The organism is Dickeya oryzae (assembly GCF_009372235.1).
GTDB classification, from domain to species: Bacteria; Pseudomonadota; Gammaproteobacteria; order Enterobacterales; family Enterobacteriaceae; genus Dickeya; species Dickeya oryzae.
In genome coordinates, this window is the sequence record NZ_SULL01000006.1 from 95,069 (window position 1) to 112,361 (window position 17,293).

Here is a 17,293-nt window from a genome sequence, read left to right on the forward strand (position 1 = left end):
ACCCCTTCAGTGAACTGAAGGGGTCGGGTCGCCTAAAAGATCAGGTTAATGCATGAGGGTTGCAGCCCGAAAGTGACCACAGGTCACAGGATGGAATAGGGTCAGTCAGAATCAGGTTACGCCTGCGTTCTGATCAAGTAATCAAACGCACTCAGGGAGGCTTTAGCGCCTTCGCCCGTGGCGATAATAATCTGCTTGTAAGGCACGGTGGTGCAGTCACCGGCGGCAAACACACCTTTCACGCTGGTTTCGCAGCGAGCGTCTATCTCAATTTCGCCAATGCGGTTGCGTTCAATGGCACCGTCCAGCCAGTTGGTATTCGGCAGCAGGCCGATTTGTACGAAAATCCCTTCCAGCGCCAGCTTATGAACGCTGTCGGTGGTGCGATCTTTATACTGCAAACCAGTGACTTTCTGGCCGTCACCTAGCACTTCGGTGGTCTGTGCGTTGACGATCACATCGACGTTCGGCAGGCTACGCAGCTTGTCTTGTAACACGGAGTCTGCTTTCAGTTCCGGTGCGAATTCCAGCAAGGTCACATGCTTCACCACGCCAGCCAGATCAATCGCTGCTTCCACGCCGGAGTTACCGCCGCCAATCACCGCCACATGCTTGCCTTTGAACAGCGGGCCGTCGCAATGCGGACAATAGGTGACGCCACGGGTACGGTATTGTTCTTCACCCGGCACGTTCATGTTGCGCCAGCGCGCACCGGTAGCAATGATAATGCTACGGGATTTCAGCACTGCACCCGACGCGGTTTCGATCTGGTGCGGCTGACCCGGTTCAGAAGCGGGGATCAGTTTTTGCGCGCTCTGCAAATCGATGACGTCAACGTCGTAGTCATCCACATGCGTTTTCAGCGCTGTCGCCAGTTTGGCACCTTCGGTTTTCGGTACCGAAATGTAGTTTTCAATATCGACGGTATCCAGAATCTGGCCGCCGAAACGCTCGCCCATCAAACCGGTGCGGATGCCTTTACGGGCCGCATACACCGCTGCGGCTGCCCCTGCCGGGCCACTGCCGACAATCAGCACGTCATACACCGGGCGGCTATTGAGCTTATCGACCACGCGGGCATTGGCACCGGTGTCAATTTTGCCGACGATTTCCGCCAGGCTCATGCGGCCCTGGCTGAAGTGTTCGCCGTTCAGGAATACCGTGGGAACGCCCATGATATTGCGATCTTTGATCTCATCCTGAAACACACCGCCGTCGATCGCGGTATGGGTCACGTTCGGATTCAGGATGGACATTAAATTCAGCGCCTGTACCACATCCGGGCAGTTATGACAGGTCAGCGAATAATAGGTTTCAAAGTGGAATTTACCGTCCAGGTCGCGGATTTGATCGAGGAGTTCTTTCGCTTCTTTCGACGGATGTCCACCAGTTTGCAGTAACGCCAGCACCAGCGAGGTGAATTCGTGCCCCATCGGCGCACCGGCAAAGCGCGGCCCGTTGGCAGCCCCTGGGTTGGTCACCAGAAACGACGGTTTACGCACCGGCAGATCGTTATTTTCAAAGAAACTGACTTTGTCGGACAACCCGGCGATGTCAGTCAGCAATGCCCGGACTTCAGCAGATTTCGCTGAGTCGTCCAGTGTCGCCACTAACTCAACAGGTTTGGTTAATTTTTCCAGGTAGGTTTTCAACTGGAGTTGCACGTTATTGTCGAGCATAGATTATCCTTGGCGTTGGCGTAAAAAATCGGGTGCGGAGCACCCGATAAAAAACATCAGAGGGAGAGGGAAAATCAGTCTTAGATCTTGCCAACCAGGTCCAGAGACGGTGCCAGTGTGGCATCACCTTCTTTCCATTTAGCCGGGCACACTTCACCAGGGTGAGAGGCCACGTACTGAGCCGCTTTTACTTTACGCAGCAGGTCAGACGCGTCACGACCAATGCCTTCAGCGGTGATTTCCACAGCCTGGATGATGCCCTGCGGGTCGACAATGAAAGTACCGCGGTCGGCCAGGCCTTGATCTTCACGCATGTTTTCGAAGTTACGGGTCAGCGCGCCAGTCGGGTCGCCGATCATCGCGTATTTGATTTTAGCGATGGTTTCAGAGCTGCTGTGCCAGGCTTTGTGAGTAAAGTGGGTATCGGTGGATACAGAGTAGATATCGACGCCGATTTTCTGAAACTCGTCGTAGTAGTCCGCAACGTCGCCCAGTTCGGTCGGGCAGACAAACGTAAAGTCAGCCGGATAGAAGAAGAACACGCTCCATTTACCTTCGATGTTCTGCTCGGTGACTTCGATGAACTGACCATCTTTGAAGGCCTGGTTTTTAAACGGTTTAACTTTAGTATTGATAACGGACATCTCTGTTTCCTCATGTGTTCCAATGTGTTTGGCTTGGAAGCTAAGGTACAAAAATGTGACGGATGCCGCTAATGCGTTGTCCGTATCAAATCGATAAGTGATACCTAACGTTTTGCCAGTAGCACAATCACAAAAATACCGCCTAACCCGGCGGTCACAATCCCCACCGGGAGCTCCTGCGACGCCAGCAATACACGGCTTAGGGTATCGCCGATACCCAGCAAAACCGCACCCAGCAAGCCGCACAGCACCAGCAACTGGCGATGGCGCGTACCAACCAGCGGACGGCACAAATGCGGCACCATCAGCCCGACAAATCCGATCACCCCGGTCAGTGACACCAACAATGCCGTCGCCAGCGCACAACACAGGAACACCTCAAGGCGCAGCCGGTTGACATTAACCCCCATCGATGTCGCCGTCTGTTCACCAGCCAGCAAGCTGTCCAGCGCCCGCCAGCGCGCCATCACAACCCCAATCAATATCAACAGGCTGCACAGCGCTATTGGCAGATTATCCCAACGTGCCAGCCCCAGCCCGCCCAGAGACCAGAACAGCACCGCACTGGCAGCGCGTTGGTCACCGGAAAACACCAGATAGCTGGTTAACGCCCCAAACAGAAAGGAAATCGCCAGCCCGCAGATTACCAGATGCTCCGCCTGTCGCCCCTGACGCAGAAAAAACAGCAACGTCACCGACAGCGCCGAGCAAATCCCCCCGCCAAACGCCGCAACCGGTAGCGTGAAGGCACCAAACCATTCGCCAAAGCGGGTTATCACCAGCACAGCCCCCGCCGACGCGCCGGAGGACAACCCAAACAGAAAGGGATCGGCCAGATCATTACGGGTGGTGGTTTGTAGCAACGCGCCGACCATCGCCAACCCGGCACCGGTGATGACCGCCAGCAGCGTACGCGGCACACGCAGCTCCAGCACGATGCGGCGCACCGTCTCCGGTACGCCAGGGTGCTCCGGCGTCAGTGCCGCCAGTACCTGCGTCAGCGGGATCCGAATGGCCCCCACCGCAGTGCTAAAGAGCATCACCACCAGCAACACCAACAGCGTAAGCAGGCAGACCACCGTATAGTGGCGGCACGATCTCATTGCGACGTAGCCGGATATTGTATCGCAGTTGGATATTGTGCCGCAGCCGGGTAAAGCGCATGAGCGAGTTTTTCAATCGCCGCGATATTGGCCGGTCCCGGCGTCAGCTCGGCATACTGCAATTTCAGGTAGCGCTGGTGTTCCACCGCCGGGGTATGCTTCATCAGCGGGTGCGTCTGCAGAAAATGCTGCAACGCCGCTGCGCCGCCACCATTCTGGTAGTCGAGTAAAATGATCAGGTCCGGTTGCGCCGCCGCGACCGTCTCCCAGGAGGTGGTGGCCCAACTCGCCGCCATGCCGTCCATCACATTACGGCCCCCTGCTGCTTCGATAATGGCGGTCGGCATGGCGTATTTCCCACTGGTAAAAGGCTTATCCTCACCGGAGTCATACACAAACACCGTCGGCGCAGCCTGCCCTGTCGGCGGTTTGGGTAAGGCCGCCAGCCGCGCTTTCCATTGTTCAACCAGCGCCTGTGCCTGTTCCGCACGGCCAAAAATTTTCCCCAGCGTTAATACGTCGTCATACAGCAATGCCATGCTGGCGTGCGGGCGATGCGCGTCTTCAAAAATACAGCTTTCACTCAGCACCAGCGTCTTGATGCCGTAGGTCGCCAGCGTATCTGGCGTGACCTCTCCCCCCACCTTCATACCGTAATTCCAGCCCGCAAAGAAAAAATCCGGATTGGCACCCAGCAGGGTTTCCAGAGACGGGTATTTCGGCGACAGCTCGGGAATCGTCCCCATTTGCTGGCGAAATTCCGGCGTCATTTTGTACCAACCGCTGATACCGGTCAGGCCGACAATCTGCGGTTGCAGGTGCAGCGCGAACGCCATTTCCGCCATGTTCAGGTCATTGATGATGGCCCGCTGCGGCGCTTGTGTGAAGGTCAGCGGTTTACCACAACTGTGCACCGTCACCGGGAACCCCGACGCCTGCGCTGCCATAGTGCTACATCCCAACAAGACACACATCACGCTGGCAAAGGCACTAACCCGCCGCCCGCCATTACCGACTTTATTCATAGGTTTCCTCTGGTTATCAATTCGCTCATCGCTCATGCAGGCACATCAAAAAGGCGTAACGGCAAGCCGGTTTGAGGATGAGATACCGTAAAGCTGTGAACACCAAACACCGGGTAGACAGTCTCATTGTCCAGTGCCCGTGCGGGCTCGTCCCAACACACCTGCCGCCCCTGAAACAACACCAACACCCGATCGGCAAACGCCTCTACCAACGACAAATCGTGCAACACCGCGACCACTGCGATGCCGCGTTGCCGGACCAGCGCCAGCAACGCCGCCCGTCCACGTGGGTCTAAATGGTTGGTCGGCTCATCCAGAAGCAAAATCTCCGGGCGTTGCGCCAGTGCGCGCGCCAGAAATGCCCGCTGACGCTCGCCTCCCGACAGCACCGCCAGCCTGCGTTGTCGTAGCGGCGACAAGCCGGTTTCCTCCAGCACGTGCGCCACCGTATCCTGCTGTGCCGCTGGTGACAGGGCATCCGCATGCGGCAGGCAACCTAGTGACACGTACTCTTCCACCGTGAGCGACAGGCTGGGGGTATCATGCTGGCTCATCAGCGCCATATGCCGTGCCCGTTGCTGGCGAGACAACTGCGCCAGCGGTTTATCTCCCAGCCAGACGCCCCCGCCTGCGGGCGGCGAGTCATGCAATAAGGCGCGTAATAGCGTGGATTTACCGCTGCCGTTCGGGCCGACAATCGCCAGACACTCCCTGCTCCCGACGGAAAAGTGAATATCGGTCAGAACCCGTTGACCGGTCGTGTGTACTGCATTCAAATGCTCTACCCGTAACAAAGGCGGCATGGTCTGCCACATGTCAGCACCCTCCCACATCCAATACCTCAATTTGTTATGTTATAACATAACAAATAAGAGAGACCAAAACACGGTCATCATGAGGGTGGATGAAGAGTGGATGGAAGGCAGGATGGAGAATGAGATGTCATGGGCTTCATGCCCGTCATGAACGCTTACAAACTGTACGATTATTGGATAAGTGCGAAGGATGCGAAGCAGAAAAGGGTATGTTATAACAAGCCACGGTTTGTTCTTTTAAATACAGTTCTTTTCAATACGGTTGCCTGGCAACCTACAGGTGGTGGGTAATGAAACTCAGAATGTCGCTGGTTTTTCTCTCGTTTGCGGCAGCCAACGCGTCGGCGTTTCAGGCCAGATTAACGCCAGTCAATCCGAATGACGCCGCGAAGCTGGCGCAGATGGAAACCGCATTCAGTAACGGTCATGTCGCCAGCAGTCCGTTGGGCATCTGTGATGCCACCTCAGTGAGCGGTTGCAACTGCCCGTTTTGCACCCAGTTGAGAAGTATTGGCCGTTAACCGTTCGTCATGGTGAAACAAGGTCATGACGAAACACCAGCCAGGGTTTTACGATGACTAACATCGGGAAGGCTGACCGCTACATATCCCTGGCGCTGGTAAAACTGCGCCGCCTCAAGGGTGTCGGTAAAAAGAGATAATTCGCGAAAATAGCTCGCCGCCGCCTGTTCGATAACGGTTAACAACTCACGCCCCACACCCTGCCGACGATAATCTGCTGCAACATAAAAACGCCGCAACCGCCCGGTGTACGGCATGCCCGTTTGCTGATTAACGCCGCCAATCGCCACCAGACGCTCAGCCTCAAACGCGGCAAATAGCCCTTCACCGGGTGAGCGGAAATCATTAGCGCCAGACTGAAACTCCGTCTGCAACCGGTATAAAAATCGAAACCCTTGCTGCTGACTTTCAGCCACCAGCACCGCCAGCGCGTCAGGCAATGCATCAAGACGTACAATTTGCCGGCTCACACCCATTCCTGTGCCCGCTCCAGCACACTACTCAACGGCAGGTGCGCTTCGTATTGCTGCCAAAGCTGTTGATACCAGCGCTCATTCCCCAGCGAGCGATGAATACACAATATCGTGTGGTCGCACTGGCGGGTTGCTGCGGCATACAACCGAGGGTCACCTTGTGTCAGCACCGCCAGCAGACGGCGCATTTCCACCATGTACGGGCGGGCGAACACCGGGTCCTGTTCCAGAACATTGCGACTGTTATCAATCAGATCGCACAGCTTGATGCTCTGTGCTTGCGGACAAGCGGCCGCACTGTGCAGCAAATTGGCGTTCTTGCGGTGAATACGCTCGCCACCGTCCTGACGGGTGCGAACATCCGTCAGCATTTCGACGTAACGGGCCACCTGCGAGCCAAATAACCGGGTCACCTGTTCGAGTGTCACGGGGGTATCCTCCACCGTATCATGCAACCAGGCAGCAGCAATCATCTCCGGTGACGGCTCAATTTGCATCAGCAACGTGACGACCGCCGCCGGATGAACAATATAAGGCTCACCGGTATATTTCCGTTTTTGCTCGCAGGCGGCATGCGCCTCGGTAGCAAATTCTCGGGCTCGTTCAATCAGTGTCATTTTTCCGCTCCTCAAAAGGAGTCAATGTCTGGCGAGATATCGTTGCAACATCATTATCAAACTTGCCCCATTATCAAACCGGCCCCATCATCAAACCAGACCCGCCCTCCCCCTATACGGGGAATAGCCATCAACGGGATACCGTTATCAATGCGACGCAGTTATAAGCACGACATAGTTATAAACACGACATAGTTATAAACAAAGCAGAGTGATAAACAAGACACAGCCATCAAAGGAACACGGCTATAAATGATGTTGAAAAACGTCGCCAGACTACTTGCTGCCTTTATTAAATAATAAACGATCTCTGAAATAATTCGAGTCACGCTCTGGTTGCCAGCACCGTTTTTATTCCGCCAGACAAGTTTGTGGGTATTGAGAAAAAGTCAGTGCGGTTTTATTTCAGCCGGGCATAACGCTTTATCGACGGTTTTTCACTGAAAAAACATTCTCTGAAAAAAACGGGTAGCCGCTGGCTACCCACTTTTATCTCAGCACGATTTCATCGCGTTTACTCAGAACGTTTCCCAGTCATCGTTGCTGACTTTTGTCTTTTTCACACCCGGGAGTGTTTTAGGTAATGCAGTTTGTGCGCCAACCGCACGAGCTGACGATGATGCTCCAACGGCAGGTCGTTGTTCCACACTGTCGATACGGAACGCCGATACCGCCTCGTTAAGCCCGGCGGCCTGCCCGGCCAGTGACGTCGCTGCCGCCGTCGCCTGCTCAACCAAGGCCGCATTCTGTTGAGTAACGTTATCAATCGAGTTAATCGCCTGACCGACCTGATCGATACCCTTGCTCTGTTCCTGCGACGCGACTGAAATTTCCGCCATAATATCCGTTACGCTGGTCACGGCGTTGACGATATCCTGCATGGTTTCCCCGGCTCGGCTAACCTGATCAGACCCCGTTTCCACCAGCGCGACCGATTCGGTAATGAGCCCTTCGATTTCTTTGGCAGCCTGCGCACTGCGCTGTGCCAGCGAACGCACCTCACCTGCCACCACCGCAAAACCTCGCCCTTGTTCACCCGCTCGCGCCGCTTCTACCGCCGCGTTTAGCGCCAGAATGTTTGTCTGGAAAGCGATCCCGTTGATGATGTTGGTGATTTCAGAAATCTTCTTCGAACTCTGATGAATATTCCCCATGGTTTGTACTACGCCATCCACCAGTTCGCCGCCTTGCCGTGCCTTGCCCGAGGCATTCCCCGCCAGTTGGCTGGCATGGTTGGCGTTCTCGGCGTTATGACGCACGGTAGAGGTCAGTTCTTCCATACTGGCAGCAGTCTGTTCCAGCGCGGAAGCCTGCTCTTCGGTACGGGAGGAGAGATCGCTGTTACCGGCGGAAATCTCGGTAATGCCCTGATAAATAGCCTCAACCCCGTGGCGTACATTGCTGACGGTCCGAGCCAGCGACTGCTGCATATTTTGCAGATAGTGGCCCAACTGGCCGACTTCACCCCGCCCCCATTGTGCCAGCGGCATGGTGAGATCACCGGAGGCGATGCGCTCGATACGCTCAACCAGCGAACGCATCGGCGTGATAATCACCCGGCGCAGACACAGGTAGGTAAACAGCGAGACCAGCACGGCCACCACAAAACTGACGGCCATGACGCTATAGCCAAATACCGACTCCTGCTGTGCCTCGCGGTTGAGCGCTTCTGCCCGCTGGGTGCGGATAGCCACCACTTTCAGCAACACATCATTGTAGGCAAGGTCAAGTTTACGGGTCTGTTTCCATTCAATGGCGAGCACATCGTCGTAACGCCCGGCTTTCACGGCATCCAGCATCGGCCTGACGCCAGTGTTAACGTACTCGTTGTAACGCTGTTGCAGCGCGTCATCCAACGCCAGGTCTGCCGGTGTTTTGACTTCACGACTTTGATAAGCGGTAAAGCTATCCGCTGACTGTTTCAGGCGACCTTCGGCTTGTTGAATACTGCTGCTGGCGGTGTCTTTATCACCGTCTTTAGCGGCGGCCGCCGCCTGAATCAGCATCAGACGGCGGTACGCAGATGGTTAGAACTGTTCGACACCCCCAGACGGACCTGGATTTCTGCGGTGACATCGTTGAGGGAACTGTTGCTGCGTACCAGAAAATGGACGGAAAATCCGATAGCCAGTGCGAACAAAAGCAGGATAACGCCGATAATGGAACTGAACATCGGCATCAGCCGCCAATGGTGCCAGAAACTCACTCCGGGCGACGAAGAAGACAGAGTAGCGGTATTCATCATTTTTTCCTTTCAGAGCACAGTGAACACAAAAGTTATACAAAACATTGCATTAGTTATCGGCGTGTTAATCTCTGGGATTAATCAATGCGAATTAAAACGAAGCGGAAAGATATGATTTTCGGTGAGAAAAAGAACAGTGGTAAAAAAATCAATTAACTGATTTTAAATCATAAAAATAAATACACTGTGGTATTGAAGGAAAATGATCGCTACGCGCGCATTAAATTTTTGGCAGGCGCACAAACCAAAATACATCAAAAAACATTGAATATTACATTTAGATACAATATCACCACTACACCATTGGCGGGTGTCCCCCCAACGGTGTCGTCTGGCGGTATTCAGCGTCAGTTGCCTGCTTAACCGGCTCTGCCGAGGCAATCGGGTTTTACACCTCAGTATTGAAAGCCCGAAAACGCTCAGCGTATGCCCCTTCACGTTCAGCAAACCGCAACGCACGGGCCCTGTCGACGACAATCTCATCGGCTTGTGGCTGCTGTGAGAGTAACGCCAGCGTTTCATCAATAAAATCAGGCAGCGGCATCGCCCGCGGATCATAGCCCTGCTCGCCTTGTAACCCGGTTTGCACCCAGGGAGGGATAATTTCGATGACCTGTACTGACGTCTGGCGAAGCTGACAGCGCAACGCCTCGGTGTAGGCATGCAACGCCGCTTTAGTGGCGCAATAGGTAGGGGTGATAGCCTGCGGCAAAAAAGCCAGTTCCGATGTCACATTCAGCACCGCCGCCTGCGTCTGACGCAGCAAGTGAGGTATCAACGCACCGGTTAACCACAACGGCCCCAGCAGGTTGGTCGATACGGTGTCGGTGATCAACGGCGGATCCACCGCGGTCAGGTCTTCACGCCGTTGGATCCCCGCGTTATTGATTACCACATTAAGCGTGGGATGATCCTGTAGCAACTGCGTGACAAACGCACTGATGGCGTCAGGATCTCGCTGATCCAGCACCTGCCAGGCCATACCGGGAAAAGACGCCGCCGCCTGCTGCAATGTCGTCGCGTGTCGCCCGGCGATAATCACCTGATTACCCCGCTGATGAAACGCCGCCGCCAGCCCCAACCCGATACCGGACCCTCCGCCGGTGATCAGTATCGTATTTCCCGTCATGTTCATCGTGGTCATTCCCTGTTGTGGTGGTGCCATCCGGCTCAGTTAAACAGAAAGGTGGTGATGTCGTTGTCACGCAATTGGTAAGACCCACAGAAGCGACGCCCCTGTGGATAATCGGCAGACAGGTCAGTCAGCAGTTGCAGCGTGAACGTCCGCTGTGTGGTATCCAGCCCGACCATGCGCACATCCAGAAAGTCGAAGTAGCGTTTCACCTGTGGGTACAACGCTTTAAACAGGCTCTCTTTGGCTGAAAAACTGAGCGTCAGCATACTGGCGAAAGGAATGGGATCGTGGGAATGCAACCAGTCGTATTCAATCTCATCGGCGATGCCAGGCCACAGATTATCGGCACGCTCGCCACTCATCCGGGTTTCAATATCCAGCCCAACGCACGTCATATCCTGACCACATCGATGCGCGGCACACAGCACGCTGTCAACGTTGTGACTCAGGGAACCGACAATCCCCGCAGGCCACTGCGGCGAACGATCAGGCGCGCTGGTGAGTACATAGCCCTCCACCCCCAGGCGTGACATGACGTTTTGCGCCAGATAACGCCCCGCCAGATATTCAGCTCGTCGTTTCGGCACCGAGCGGGCAATATCCGCCGGAACAGGAATACCCGCCCGCGAGAACAGATCATCGCGATACGCCGACAACTCAAAATGACAGCGGGCACAATGTCCAGGGTAAGCAGCCGCACTTCCGGCCTGATAAACGGTCAACCATTCGATATGGTTAATAAATGAAGAAAGCATGTCACTGCACTCTGCAACCAGATATACGCCGTTAACGGTCTGGCTATCCAGTAAATAAGCGATGTTTCATCAGCTTGAACGTGAACGCCTGTGGCAAAACACCGACTACTGTTACACCCGCATCAAAGAGAAACCGGTAATAAAAACCGTCCCCCAATCACTTCCCTTGATTAATAAGGGTCATTAAACCCATCCCTTATGCCGCCAAGTATAGCGTTAAGTCGCGCAATGTAGGCAATAAACGCCGATGCTGATCACCGCAGTGCAGGAAACAGTCGTCGGGTATTGGCAAAAAGGGTGTCCGCAATCACCTGCGGCGGCTCAGAACGCAGTTCACACAGCGTGTTGAACACACAAACCAAACGCTCCGGGCGATTCGGCTGCCCTTGAAATCCACACACCGGCATATCCGGCGCATCGGTCTCCAGCAGCAACCGGTCGAGCGGCAAGCGCGCGATCGCCTGACGCGTCTTGTTAGCTCTGGGATAAGTGATAGTGCCGCCAACGCCAATGTAGTAACCCAGACGAATAAACGTCATCGCCTGATCGTAACTACCGGCAAAACCATGCACTACACCAGTACCAGGAACCGGGTAACGACGCAGCATTTGCGCCAGTTGGTCGTGGCTACGGCGGGAATGAAGGATAACCGGCAAGTCGTGGCGGGCGGCCAGCTTAAGCTGTGCCCCCAGAAACGCTTTCTGCCGCTCAAATTGAGGATCCGACATGTACAGATCCAGGCCAATCTCCCCCACCGCCACCAGACGAGGCGGGGCCTGCTCAAGCACGGACGCCAGCTCGGCGAGATGCGACTCCTGATGCCCGGCGATATACAACGGATGCAACCCCAGTGCGGCGTAAAGCGCAGGCCAGCGCTGACTGAGCGACAAGACCCGTTCAAAATGTTCAGCCGCAACGGCAGGAATGATAAGACGGTGGACCCCCGCCTGCCCGGCTTGCGCCAGACTACCTGCGGCATCATCCGCAAACAGGGGAAAATCAAAGTGACAATGGGTATCAATAAACCCGACGGACGTCGCCATCGGGTCATCAGATATCGAGCCAGATAACGAATCAGTAAAAAAGGCAGTAGGCAACGGCGCTCTCTCAGTGCAGGCTGTCATGCCCTGAGGATACCTCGTCCTGCTCTTTTCCGTAATATTCCTGCATCACACCGGCCAGAAAATCGTGGTTTCCCGATACCCAGGCATCGTCGCTGTCCACATATTCTGCCCACAGTTCCCACAGGCATCCCTTCAACTGCTTCCATCTGCCTATAGCGACATCCAGATTCATCATGATGACCCCCAGCAAGTACAGAACAAAAAGTCAGATAAAAAACTACGCCGCCAGTGTGACGAAACAATATGACAAACGTGTGGACTTCGTTCGCTTGCGCTGCCGGGGGACATGTGTGGCTTAGGACTTCACCGTCAACTCGTTCTTGACGCTCTTCACACCGCTGACCGCTTTAGCGATGGATTCCGCCCGTTCCGCTTGCGCCCGGTTAGCGACCTGGCCGGTCAGCAACACCACGCCATCCTGGGTTATCACCTTGATATGGCGGGAAGGCACGATGTCATCGGCCAGGAGTTTGGCTTTGACAGTGCTGGTGGTCAGTGCATCGTCAGCGTACCCGCCCACCGACTGCACACCGCTGCCATCTTTAACCTGCAATTTATCGCTGACTGATTTCACCCCTTCAGTCTGGGCAGCAATTTTCACCGCACCGGTCGCCATCTGCTGGCTGGCAATGAACCCACTGAGTGTCACCACCCCATCGTGGGTAGAAACGGAGATGTCATTGCTGTCGAGCGTTTCATCTTTCAGTAATGCGCTTTTTACTCTGGCAGTGAGCGTGCTGTCATCCACATAGTCTGTGGCTTGTTGTAAGGAATTGTCGATGGTTTTACCGGCGGTCTGCGCGATACGCTGCGCCTGCTGCGCCAGCGTTTCCTGCTCAGCCTGCGCGTTGGCGCTCACCAGTACTATCGTCGTCAGCGAAAATACCGCCGCCAGCGAAAATGCAATCGTGGTCTTTTTCATCGCAACCTTCCTTATCGTTATCGCCTGTTTTACCGCAGGGGATTCCCCTCAGGCCGGAACGATTCGCTACACGTCATCAGATTATTTATTCAAATAAACAAATAAAATAAAAATAACGAACCATCACTCAATGCATTAAAAGTCAAATAAACCAGAAAAGTAACACACCGTTAACTATAGACAATCGCAGGGAAAAGCCCAGCACCGGATGGCCGACAGGTCGTGATTTCAGATTTGTCCGTGATGCGAGAAATGGCGGGAATACAGCAATAATACGATGATAATTAAGGAATAAAATAAAAAGCCCACTCCGGCTGGAGTGGGCTGCAAACCAACGATTAATGCTCGCGGGTTTTATAGAACTTCACGTCAGGATAACGTTCCTGAGCGAGGTTGAGGTTCACCATAGTCGGTGCGATATACGTGAGATTATCGCCGCCATCCAACGCCAGGTTTGACTCGTTCTTACGTTTGAAATCCTCGAATTTCTTCACGTCGCCGCACTCAACCCAACGGGCGGTGGAAACGTTCACCGATTCGTACACCGCTTCTACGTTGTATTCAGTTTTCAGGCGGGCTACCACCACGTCAAACTGCAGCACCCCGACCGCACCCACGATCAAATCGTTGTTCATCAGCGGACGGAACACCTGCACCGCACCCTCTTCGGACAACTGCACCAGCCCTTTGAGCAACTGCTTCTGCTTGAGCGGATCACGCAGGCGGATACGGCGGAACAGTTCCGGGGCGAAGTTGGGGATACCGGTGAATTTCAGATCTTCACCCTGAGTAAAGGTATCGCCAATCTGAATCGTGCCGTGGTTGTGCAAACCGATAATGTCGCCCGGCCAGGCTTCCTCCACATGAGAGCGATCGCCCGCCATGAACGTCAGCGCATCAGAGATCACCACGTCTTTGCCGGTGCGCACCTGACGCAACTTCATTCCTTTTTCATAGCGGCCAGACACCACCCGCATGAATGCCACGCGGTCGCGGTGTTTCGGGTCCATGTTGGCCTGAATCTTGAACACAAAACCGCTGAATTTCTCTTCGTCGGCACTCACCACACGCGCATCGGTCTTACGCGGCATCGGCGCGGGTGCCCAGGCCACCAGACCATCCAGCATGTGATCGACACCGAAGTTACCCAGCGCCGTACCGAAGAATACCGGCGTCAGTTCCCCATTCAGGAACGCTTCCTGCTCGAATTCGTGCGACGCGCCTTTGACCAGTTCCAGCTCTTCACGCAATTGCGCCGCCAGATCGTCACCGACCGCCTGATCCAGTTCCGGGTTATCCAGCCCTTTGACGATACGAACGGCCTGAATGGTATGACCCATACCGCTCTGGTAAAGATAGGTTTCGTCTTTGTACAGGTGGTAGACACCTTTAAACAGCTTACCGCAGCCAATCGGCCAGGTAATCGGCGCACAGGCGATGTTCAGTTCGTTTTCTACCTCGTCCAGCAATTCCATCGGATCACGGATATCGCGGTCGAGTTTGTTCATAAAGGTCAGGATCGGTGTATCGCGCAGACGGGTCACTTCCATCAGCTTACGGGTCCGGTCCTCAACGCCTTTGGCGGCATCGATCACCATCAAACAGCAGTCGACGGCGGTCAGCGTGCGGTAGGTATCTTCAGAGAAGTCTTCGTGCCCCGGTGTATCGAGCAGGTTGACCAGACTTTCGCGATACGGGAACTGCATCACCGAGGTGGTAATCGAGATACCACGCTGTTTTTCCATCTCCATCCAGTCAGATTTAGCATGCTGGTTGGAGCCACGCCCTTTTACCGTACCGGCAACCTGGATCGCCTGTCCGAACAGCAATACCTTTTCCGTAATGGTGGTTTTACCGGCGTCAGGGTGAGAGATAATAGCGAATGTCCGACGTTTCGAGACTTCGCGTGCGTATTCACTTGGAGACATGTTATTCAGGCTTCTTTAACAGTGAGGCGCCGACACCTCTACACGCAGAGATGTCGCACCAGACAAAATAGAAAATAAAGACAGATAAAGCTGTCTGATGCCAATCAATTAAGCCATCAGGGCTCGCGCTAAGCGCAGCCGCACGGCTGAAAGATTCCTCTAAGCACTTTTACACGCGTTTTCCCCCACACAGGCTTAAGTGACAGGCATCGTAGCGACAGATGGATAAGCCGATCATTTTCTCCGATTTACCGGCCGGGCACAATCGCTCATCACCTAAACCCTGCATTCAATACACCGTCGAAAATAACATTTAGACACACTTGTAAAGATCTGACTTACATTTACCGATAACAGACAGGCTAACGCTTACCGATTTTAAGGAGAGAGCATGAACCTGTCTGTTAACAGCATTACGGGATATAGCCAACCCCAGTCCCAGACCGCTACGCCGTCTGACACCAACATAGAACAGCGCGACCCTATTACCGGGAAAACCATCACGATGCCGACCAGCATCAAGGTTTCCGAAGAAACGCTGGCACGCTGGCGTCAGGCCTCATCATCCAGCAACACGCTGAGCAAGGAAGAGCAGGAAAAACTGACGAATGCGATTCGCGACCTGCGCAATGAGGCGCTCTCCCGCACGTCTTCCGGTGTCAGTCTGGACAATCCGCTGTTCAAGGACCCTGTGACCGCCAGCGACGGGCTGACCTTCAGTAGCTGGGCAAACAACCTCAAAGCCGACAGCGATATCAGTAAAGAGGACCTCCTGACACTGGTTCACAACGTGCTGGCCTACGGTTTTGCCGAACAGCAAAGCGATACCACCAGCGCGATGCAACTGAGCGTGAAAAAAGCCGAACTGACCGCTATCAAAGACAAGTACCTGAACAGCGACTACCAACAGCAGGCTCAGGCCGCTATCGACACATTTGCCAGCCAGAAAATCGCGACACAAGACACCATCAATAAAGCCCTGATGGAAGGGGAATACCGCATTGGCCTCGAAACGGGCGATACCGCCCGCGCGGCATGGGCGCAAAGCCAGCGACAGAAATACGACACTGGCACCAGCGACATGCAGCTCAAACGCCAGCAGGTTTTTGCGCTGGCAAGCGGTAATGACGTCGATGGCTGGTTCGATCGTTTCCGCACGTATCTGCAACCCACCTCATCACCCAGCGACTGGGAGCAACACAACATCAATGCATTGCAGCAGCAATGGCAGCAGTTCCAGCAACGTCTGGGGTAATTTTGGGGGAATAACGGCGCAGCTACAGCACAATCGGGGAGTGACTGTCAGAGAGCAATTCTCAACACACGACAGTCACCGATCGCCCCTCAGGGATCGTCTTCCTGGGATCACTTTATTGGGATCACTTTAATTAGGATTAATTGTGCTGTATTCCCCGTCATCCCCCGGAAATGCACCGCCATGGATGGAAAAAATCCCGCCTGGTTCTTATGCTGCTACTCCCTGACCCGGTTTCCCCATCGCTCCCACCTGCCAAGGAGATAGCCATGCAAGACTGGAACCCTGAGCTTTACCTGCGTTTTGCCAATGAACGTACCCGTCCGGCCCTCGAACTGTTATCCCGTATTTCGCATCCCCACCCTACCCGTGTCACCGATCTGGGCTGTGGCCCTGGCAACAGCACCGAGTTGCTGCATCAGGCATGGCCGCAGGCGCACGTCACCGGCGTGGATAACTCAGCCGCAATGCTGCAACAAGCGCGGCAACGCCTGCCGGGTTGTGCATTCCAGCAGGCCGACATCACCGACTGGCAACCGGATACCCCGCAGGACGTCATCTACGCTAACGCCTCGCTGCAATGGTTGACGGATCATGAGCGCCTGCTATCGGCATTGGTGGCGCATCTGGCACCGGGTGGTGTACTGGCGGTGCAAATGCCAGACACATTGAGCCAGCCCACACACCAACTGATGCGTAGCGTCGCCGCCGAGGGGCCGTGGATGGATCGATTTGGCGACATAGACCAGATCCGACACTCGCTGCTCAGCCCCGGGCAGTATTACGACGTGTTGGTCAGTCACGGTTGCGACGTGGATATCTGGCAAACCACCTATTATCACATCATGGGGAGTGCACAGGCGATTATCGAGTGGTTGAAAGGCACGGGTTTGCGCCCATTCCTGGCACCGTTGAACGCGCAGGAACAGCAGGACTTTTTGCAACGCTACCAGAGCGGCCTGCAAGCGGCTTACCCGACTCAGGCCGATGGCAACAGCCTGCTTATCTACCCGCGTCTGTTTATGGTGGCGACGCGACGCCGGTAATAAATC

Annotated in this window: 16 protein-coding genes and 1 pseudogene; 3 read left to right on the forward strand and 14 right to left on the reverse strand. The window is 54.7% G+C overall.

Features of this window, described 5'->3' with window-relative positions; genetic code table 11:
• Nucleotides 1-116: 116 nt before the first annotated feature.
• The 5 genes from ahpF to FAZ14_RS12390 form a co-directional block, all read right to left on the reverse strand.
• Nucleotides 117-1,679, reverse strand: a complete 1,563-nt coding sequence (gene ahpF, locus FAZ14_RS12370) for an alkyl hydroperoxide reductase subunit F (protein WP_016943187.1) — start codon at nucleotides 1,677-1,679, stop codon at nucleotides 117-119.
• Between the two features lie 80 nt (nucleotides 1,680-1,759).
• Nucleotides 1,760-2,323, reverse strand: a complete 564-nt coding sequence (ahpC, locus tag FAZ14_RS12375; protein ID WP_012883250.1) for an alkyl hydroperoxide reductase subunit C — start codon at nucleotides 2,321-2,323, stop codon at nucleotides 1,760-1,762.
• A 104-nt stretch (nucleotides 2,324-2,427) separates the two neighbouring features.
• On the reverse strand, nucleotides 2,428-3,426 hold the full coding sequence (locus tag FAZ14_RS12380; RefSeq protein ID WP_016943188.1) for a FecCD family ABC transporter permease: 999 nt from the start codon (nucleotides 3,424-3,426) through the stop codon (nucleotides 2,428-2,430).
• Nucleotides 3,423-4,400, reverse strand: a complete 978-nt coding sequence (locus FAZ14_RS12385) for an ABC transporter substrate-binding protein (protein ID WP_050567007.1) — start codon at nucleotides 4,398-4,400, stop codon at nucleotides 3,423-3,425. The genes FAZ14_RS12380 and FAZ14_RS12385 overlap by 4 nt, the downstream gene beginning before the upstream one ends.
• A gap of 83 nt (nucleotides 4,401-4,483) precedes the next feature.
• Nucleotides 4,484-5,266 (reverse strand): ABC transporter ATP-binding protein, encoded by a 783-nt coding sequence (locus FAZ14_RS12390; protein ID WP_153508618.1) that lies wholly within the window; start codon nucleotides 5,264-5,266, stop codon nucleotides 4,484-4,486.
• Between the two features lie 290 nt (nucleotides 5,267-5,556).
• On the opposite strand from FAZ14_RS12390, the gene FAZ14_RS12395 reads away from it, so the two are divergent.
• A complete protein-coding gene (locus FAZ14_RS12395; RefSeq protein WP_016943191.1) occupies nucleotides 5,557-5,787 on the forward strand; it encodes a hypothetical protein in 231 nt (76 codons plus the stop codon).
• 23 nt (nucleotides 5,788-5,810) lie between these two features.
• On the opposite strand, the gene FAZ14_RS12400 is transcribed toward FAZ14_RS12395, so the two are convergent.
• From FAZ14_RS12400 to prfC, 9 genes and pseudogenes are all read right to left on the reverse strand, one after another.
• Complete coding sequence (locus FAZ14_RS12400) at nucleotides 5,811-6,263, reverse strand: GNAT family N-acetyltransferase (RefSeq protein WP_050567002.1); 453 nt, start codon at nucleotides 6,261-6,263, stop codon at nucleotides 5,811-5,813.
• The gene (locus FAZ14_RS12405; RefSeq protein WP_153508619.1) at nucleotides 6,254-6,877 is read right to left on the reverse strand and encodes an HD domain-containing protein; all 624 of its coding nucleotides are present in this window, start codon (nucleotides 6,875-6,877) and stop codon (nucleotides 6,254-6,256) included. Before FAZ14_RS12405 ends, FAZ14_RS12400 begins: the two co-directional genes overlap by 10 nt.
• Before the next feature lie 518 nt (nucleotides 6,878-7,395).
• Nucleotides 7,396-9,119: pseudogene (locus FAZ14_RS12410) on the reverse strand (methyl-accepting chemotaxis protein).
• 391 nt (nucleotides 9,120-9,510) lie between these two features.
• On the reverse strand, nucleotides 9,511-10,257 hold the full coding sequence (locus FAZ14_RS12415) for an SDR family oxidoreductase (RefSeq protein ID WP_038924989.1): 747 nt from the start codon (nucleotides 10,255-10,257) through the stop codon (nucleotides 9,511-9,513).
• Between the two features lie 35 nt (nucleotides 10,258-10,292).
• Nucleotides 10,293-11,012 carry a 4'-phosphopantetheinyl transferase family protein gene (locus tag FAZ14_RS12420; RefSeq protein ID WP_038924990.1) on the reverse strand — a complete coding sequence of 240 codons (720 nt, stop codon included), beginning with the start codon at nucleotides 11,010-11,012 and terminating at the stop codon, nucleotides 10,293-10,295.
• A gap of 254 nt (nucleotides 11,013-11,266) precedes the next feature.
• Nucleotides 11,267-12,055: a TatD family hydrolase gene (locus tag FAZ14_RS12425; protein ID WP_153508700.1), complete on the reverse strand. Its 789-nt coding sequence runs from the start codon at nucleotides 12,053-12,055 to the stop codon at nucleotides 11,267-11,269.
• A gap of 64 nt (nucleotides 12,056-12,119) precedes the next feature.
• Entirely contained in the window at nucleotides 12,120-12,311 is a 192-nt protein-coding gene (locus FAZ14_RS12430; RefSeq protein WP_016943197.1) for a CsbD family protein, read from the reverse strand.
• 120 nt (nucleotides 12,312-12,431) lie between these two features.
• Nucleotides 12,432-13,058 (reverse strand): molecular chaperone OsmY, encoded by a 627-nt coding sequence (gene osmY, locus FAZ14_RS12435; RefSeq protein ID WP_153508620.1) that lies wholly within the window; start codon nucleotides 13,056-13,058, stop codon nucleotides 12,432-12,434.
• 338 nt (nucleotides 13,059-13,396) lie between these two features.
• A complete protein-coding gene (gene prfC, locus FAZ14_RS12440) occupies nucleotides 13,397-14,986 on the reverse strand; it encodes a peptide chain release factor 3 (protein ID WP_016943199.1) in 1,590 nt (529 codons plus the stop codon).
• A gap of 391 nt (nucleotides 14,987-15,377) precedes the next feature.
• Between prfC and FAZ14_RS12445 the strand changes: the two genes are divergently transcribed.
• Together FAZ14_RS12445 and tam are read left to right on the forward strand one after the other, a co-directional pair.
• Nucleotides 15,378-16,241, forward strand: a complete 864-nt coding sequence (locus tag FAZ14_RS12445; RefSeq protein WP_016943200.1) for a hypothetical protein — start codon at nucleotides 15,378-15,380, stop codon at nucleotides 16,239-16,241.
• Between the two features lie 269 nt (nucleotides 16,242-16,510).
• Entirely contained in the window at nucleotides 16,511-17,287 is a 777-nt protein-coding gene (gene tam, locus FAZ14_RS12450; RefSeq protein WP_153508621.1) for a trans-aconitate 2-methyltransferase, read from the forward strand.
• The last annotated feature ends 6 nt before the right edge of the window (nucleotides 17,288-17,293 follow it).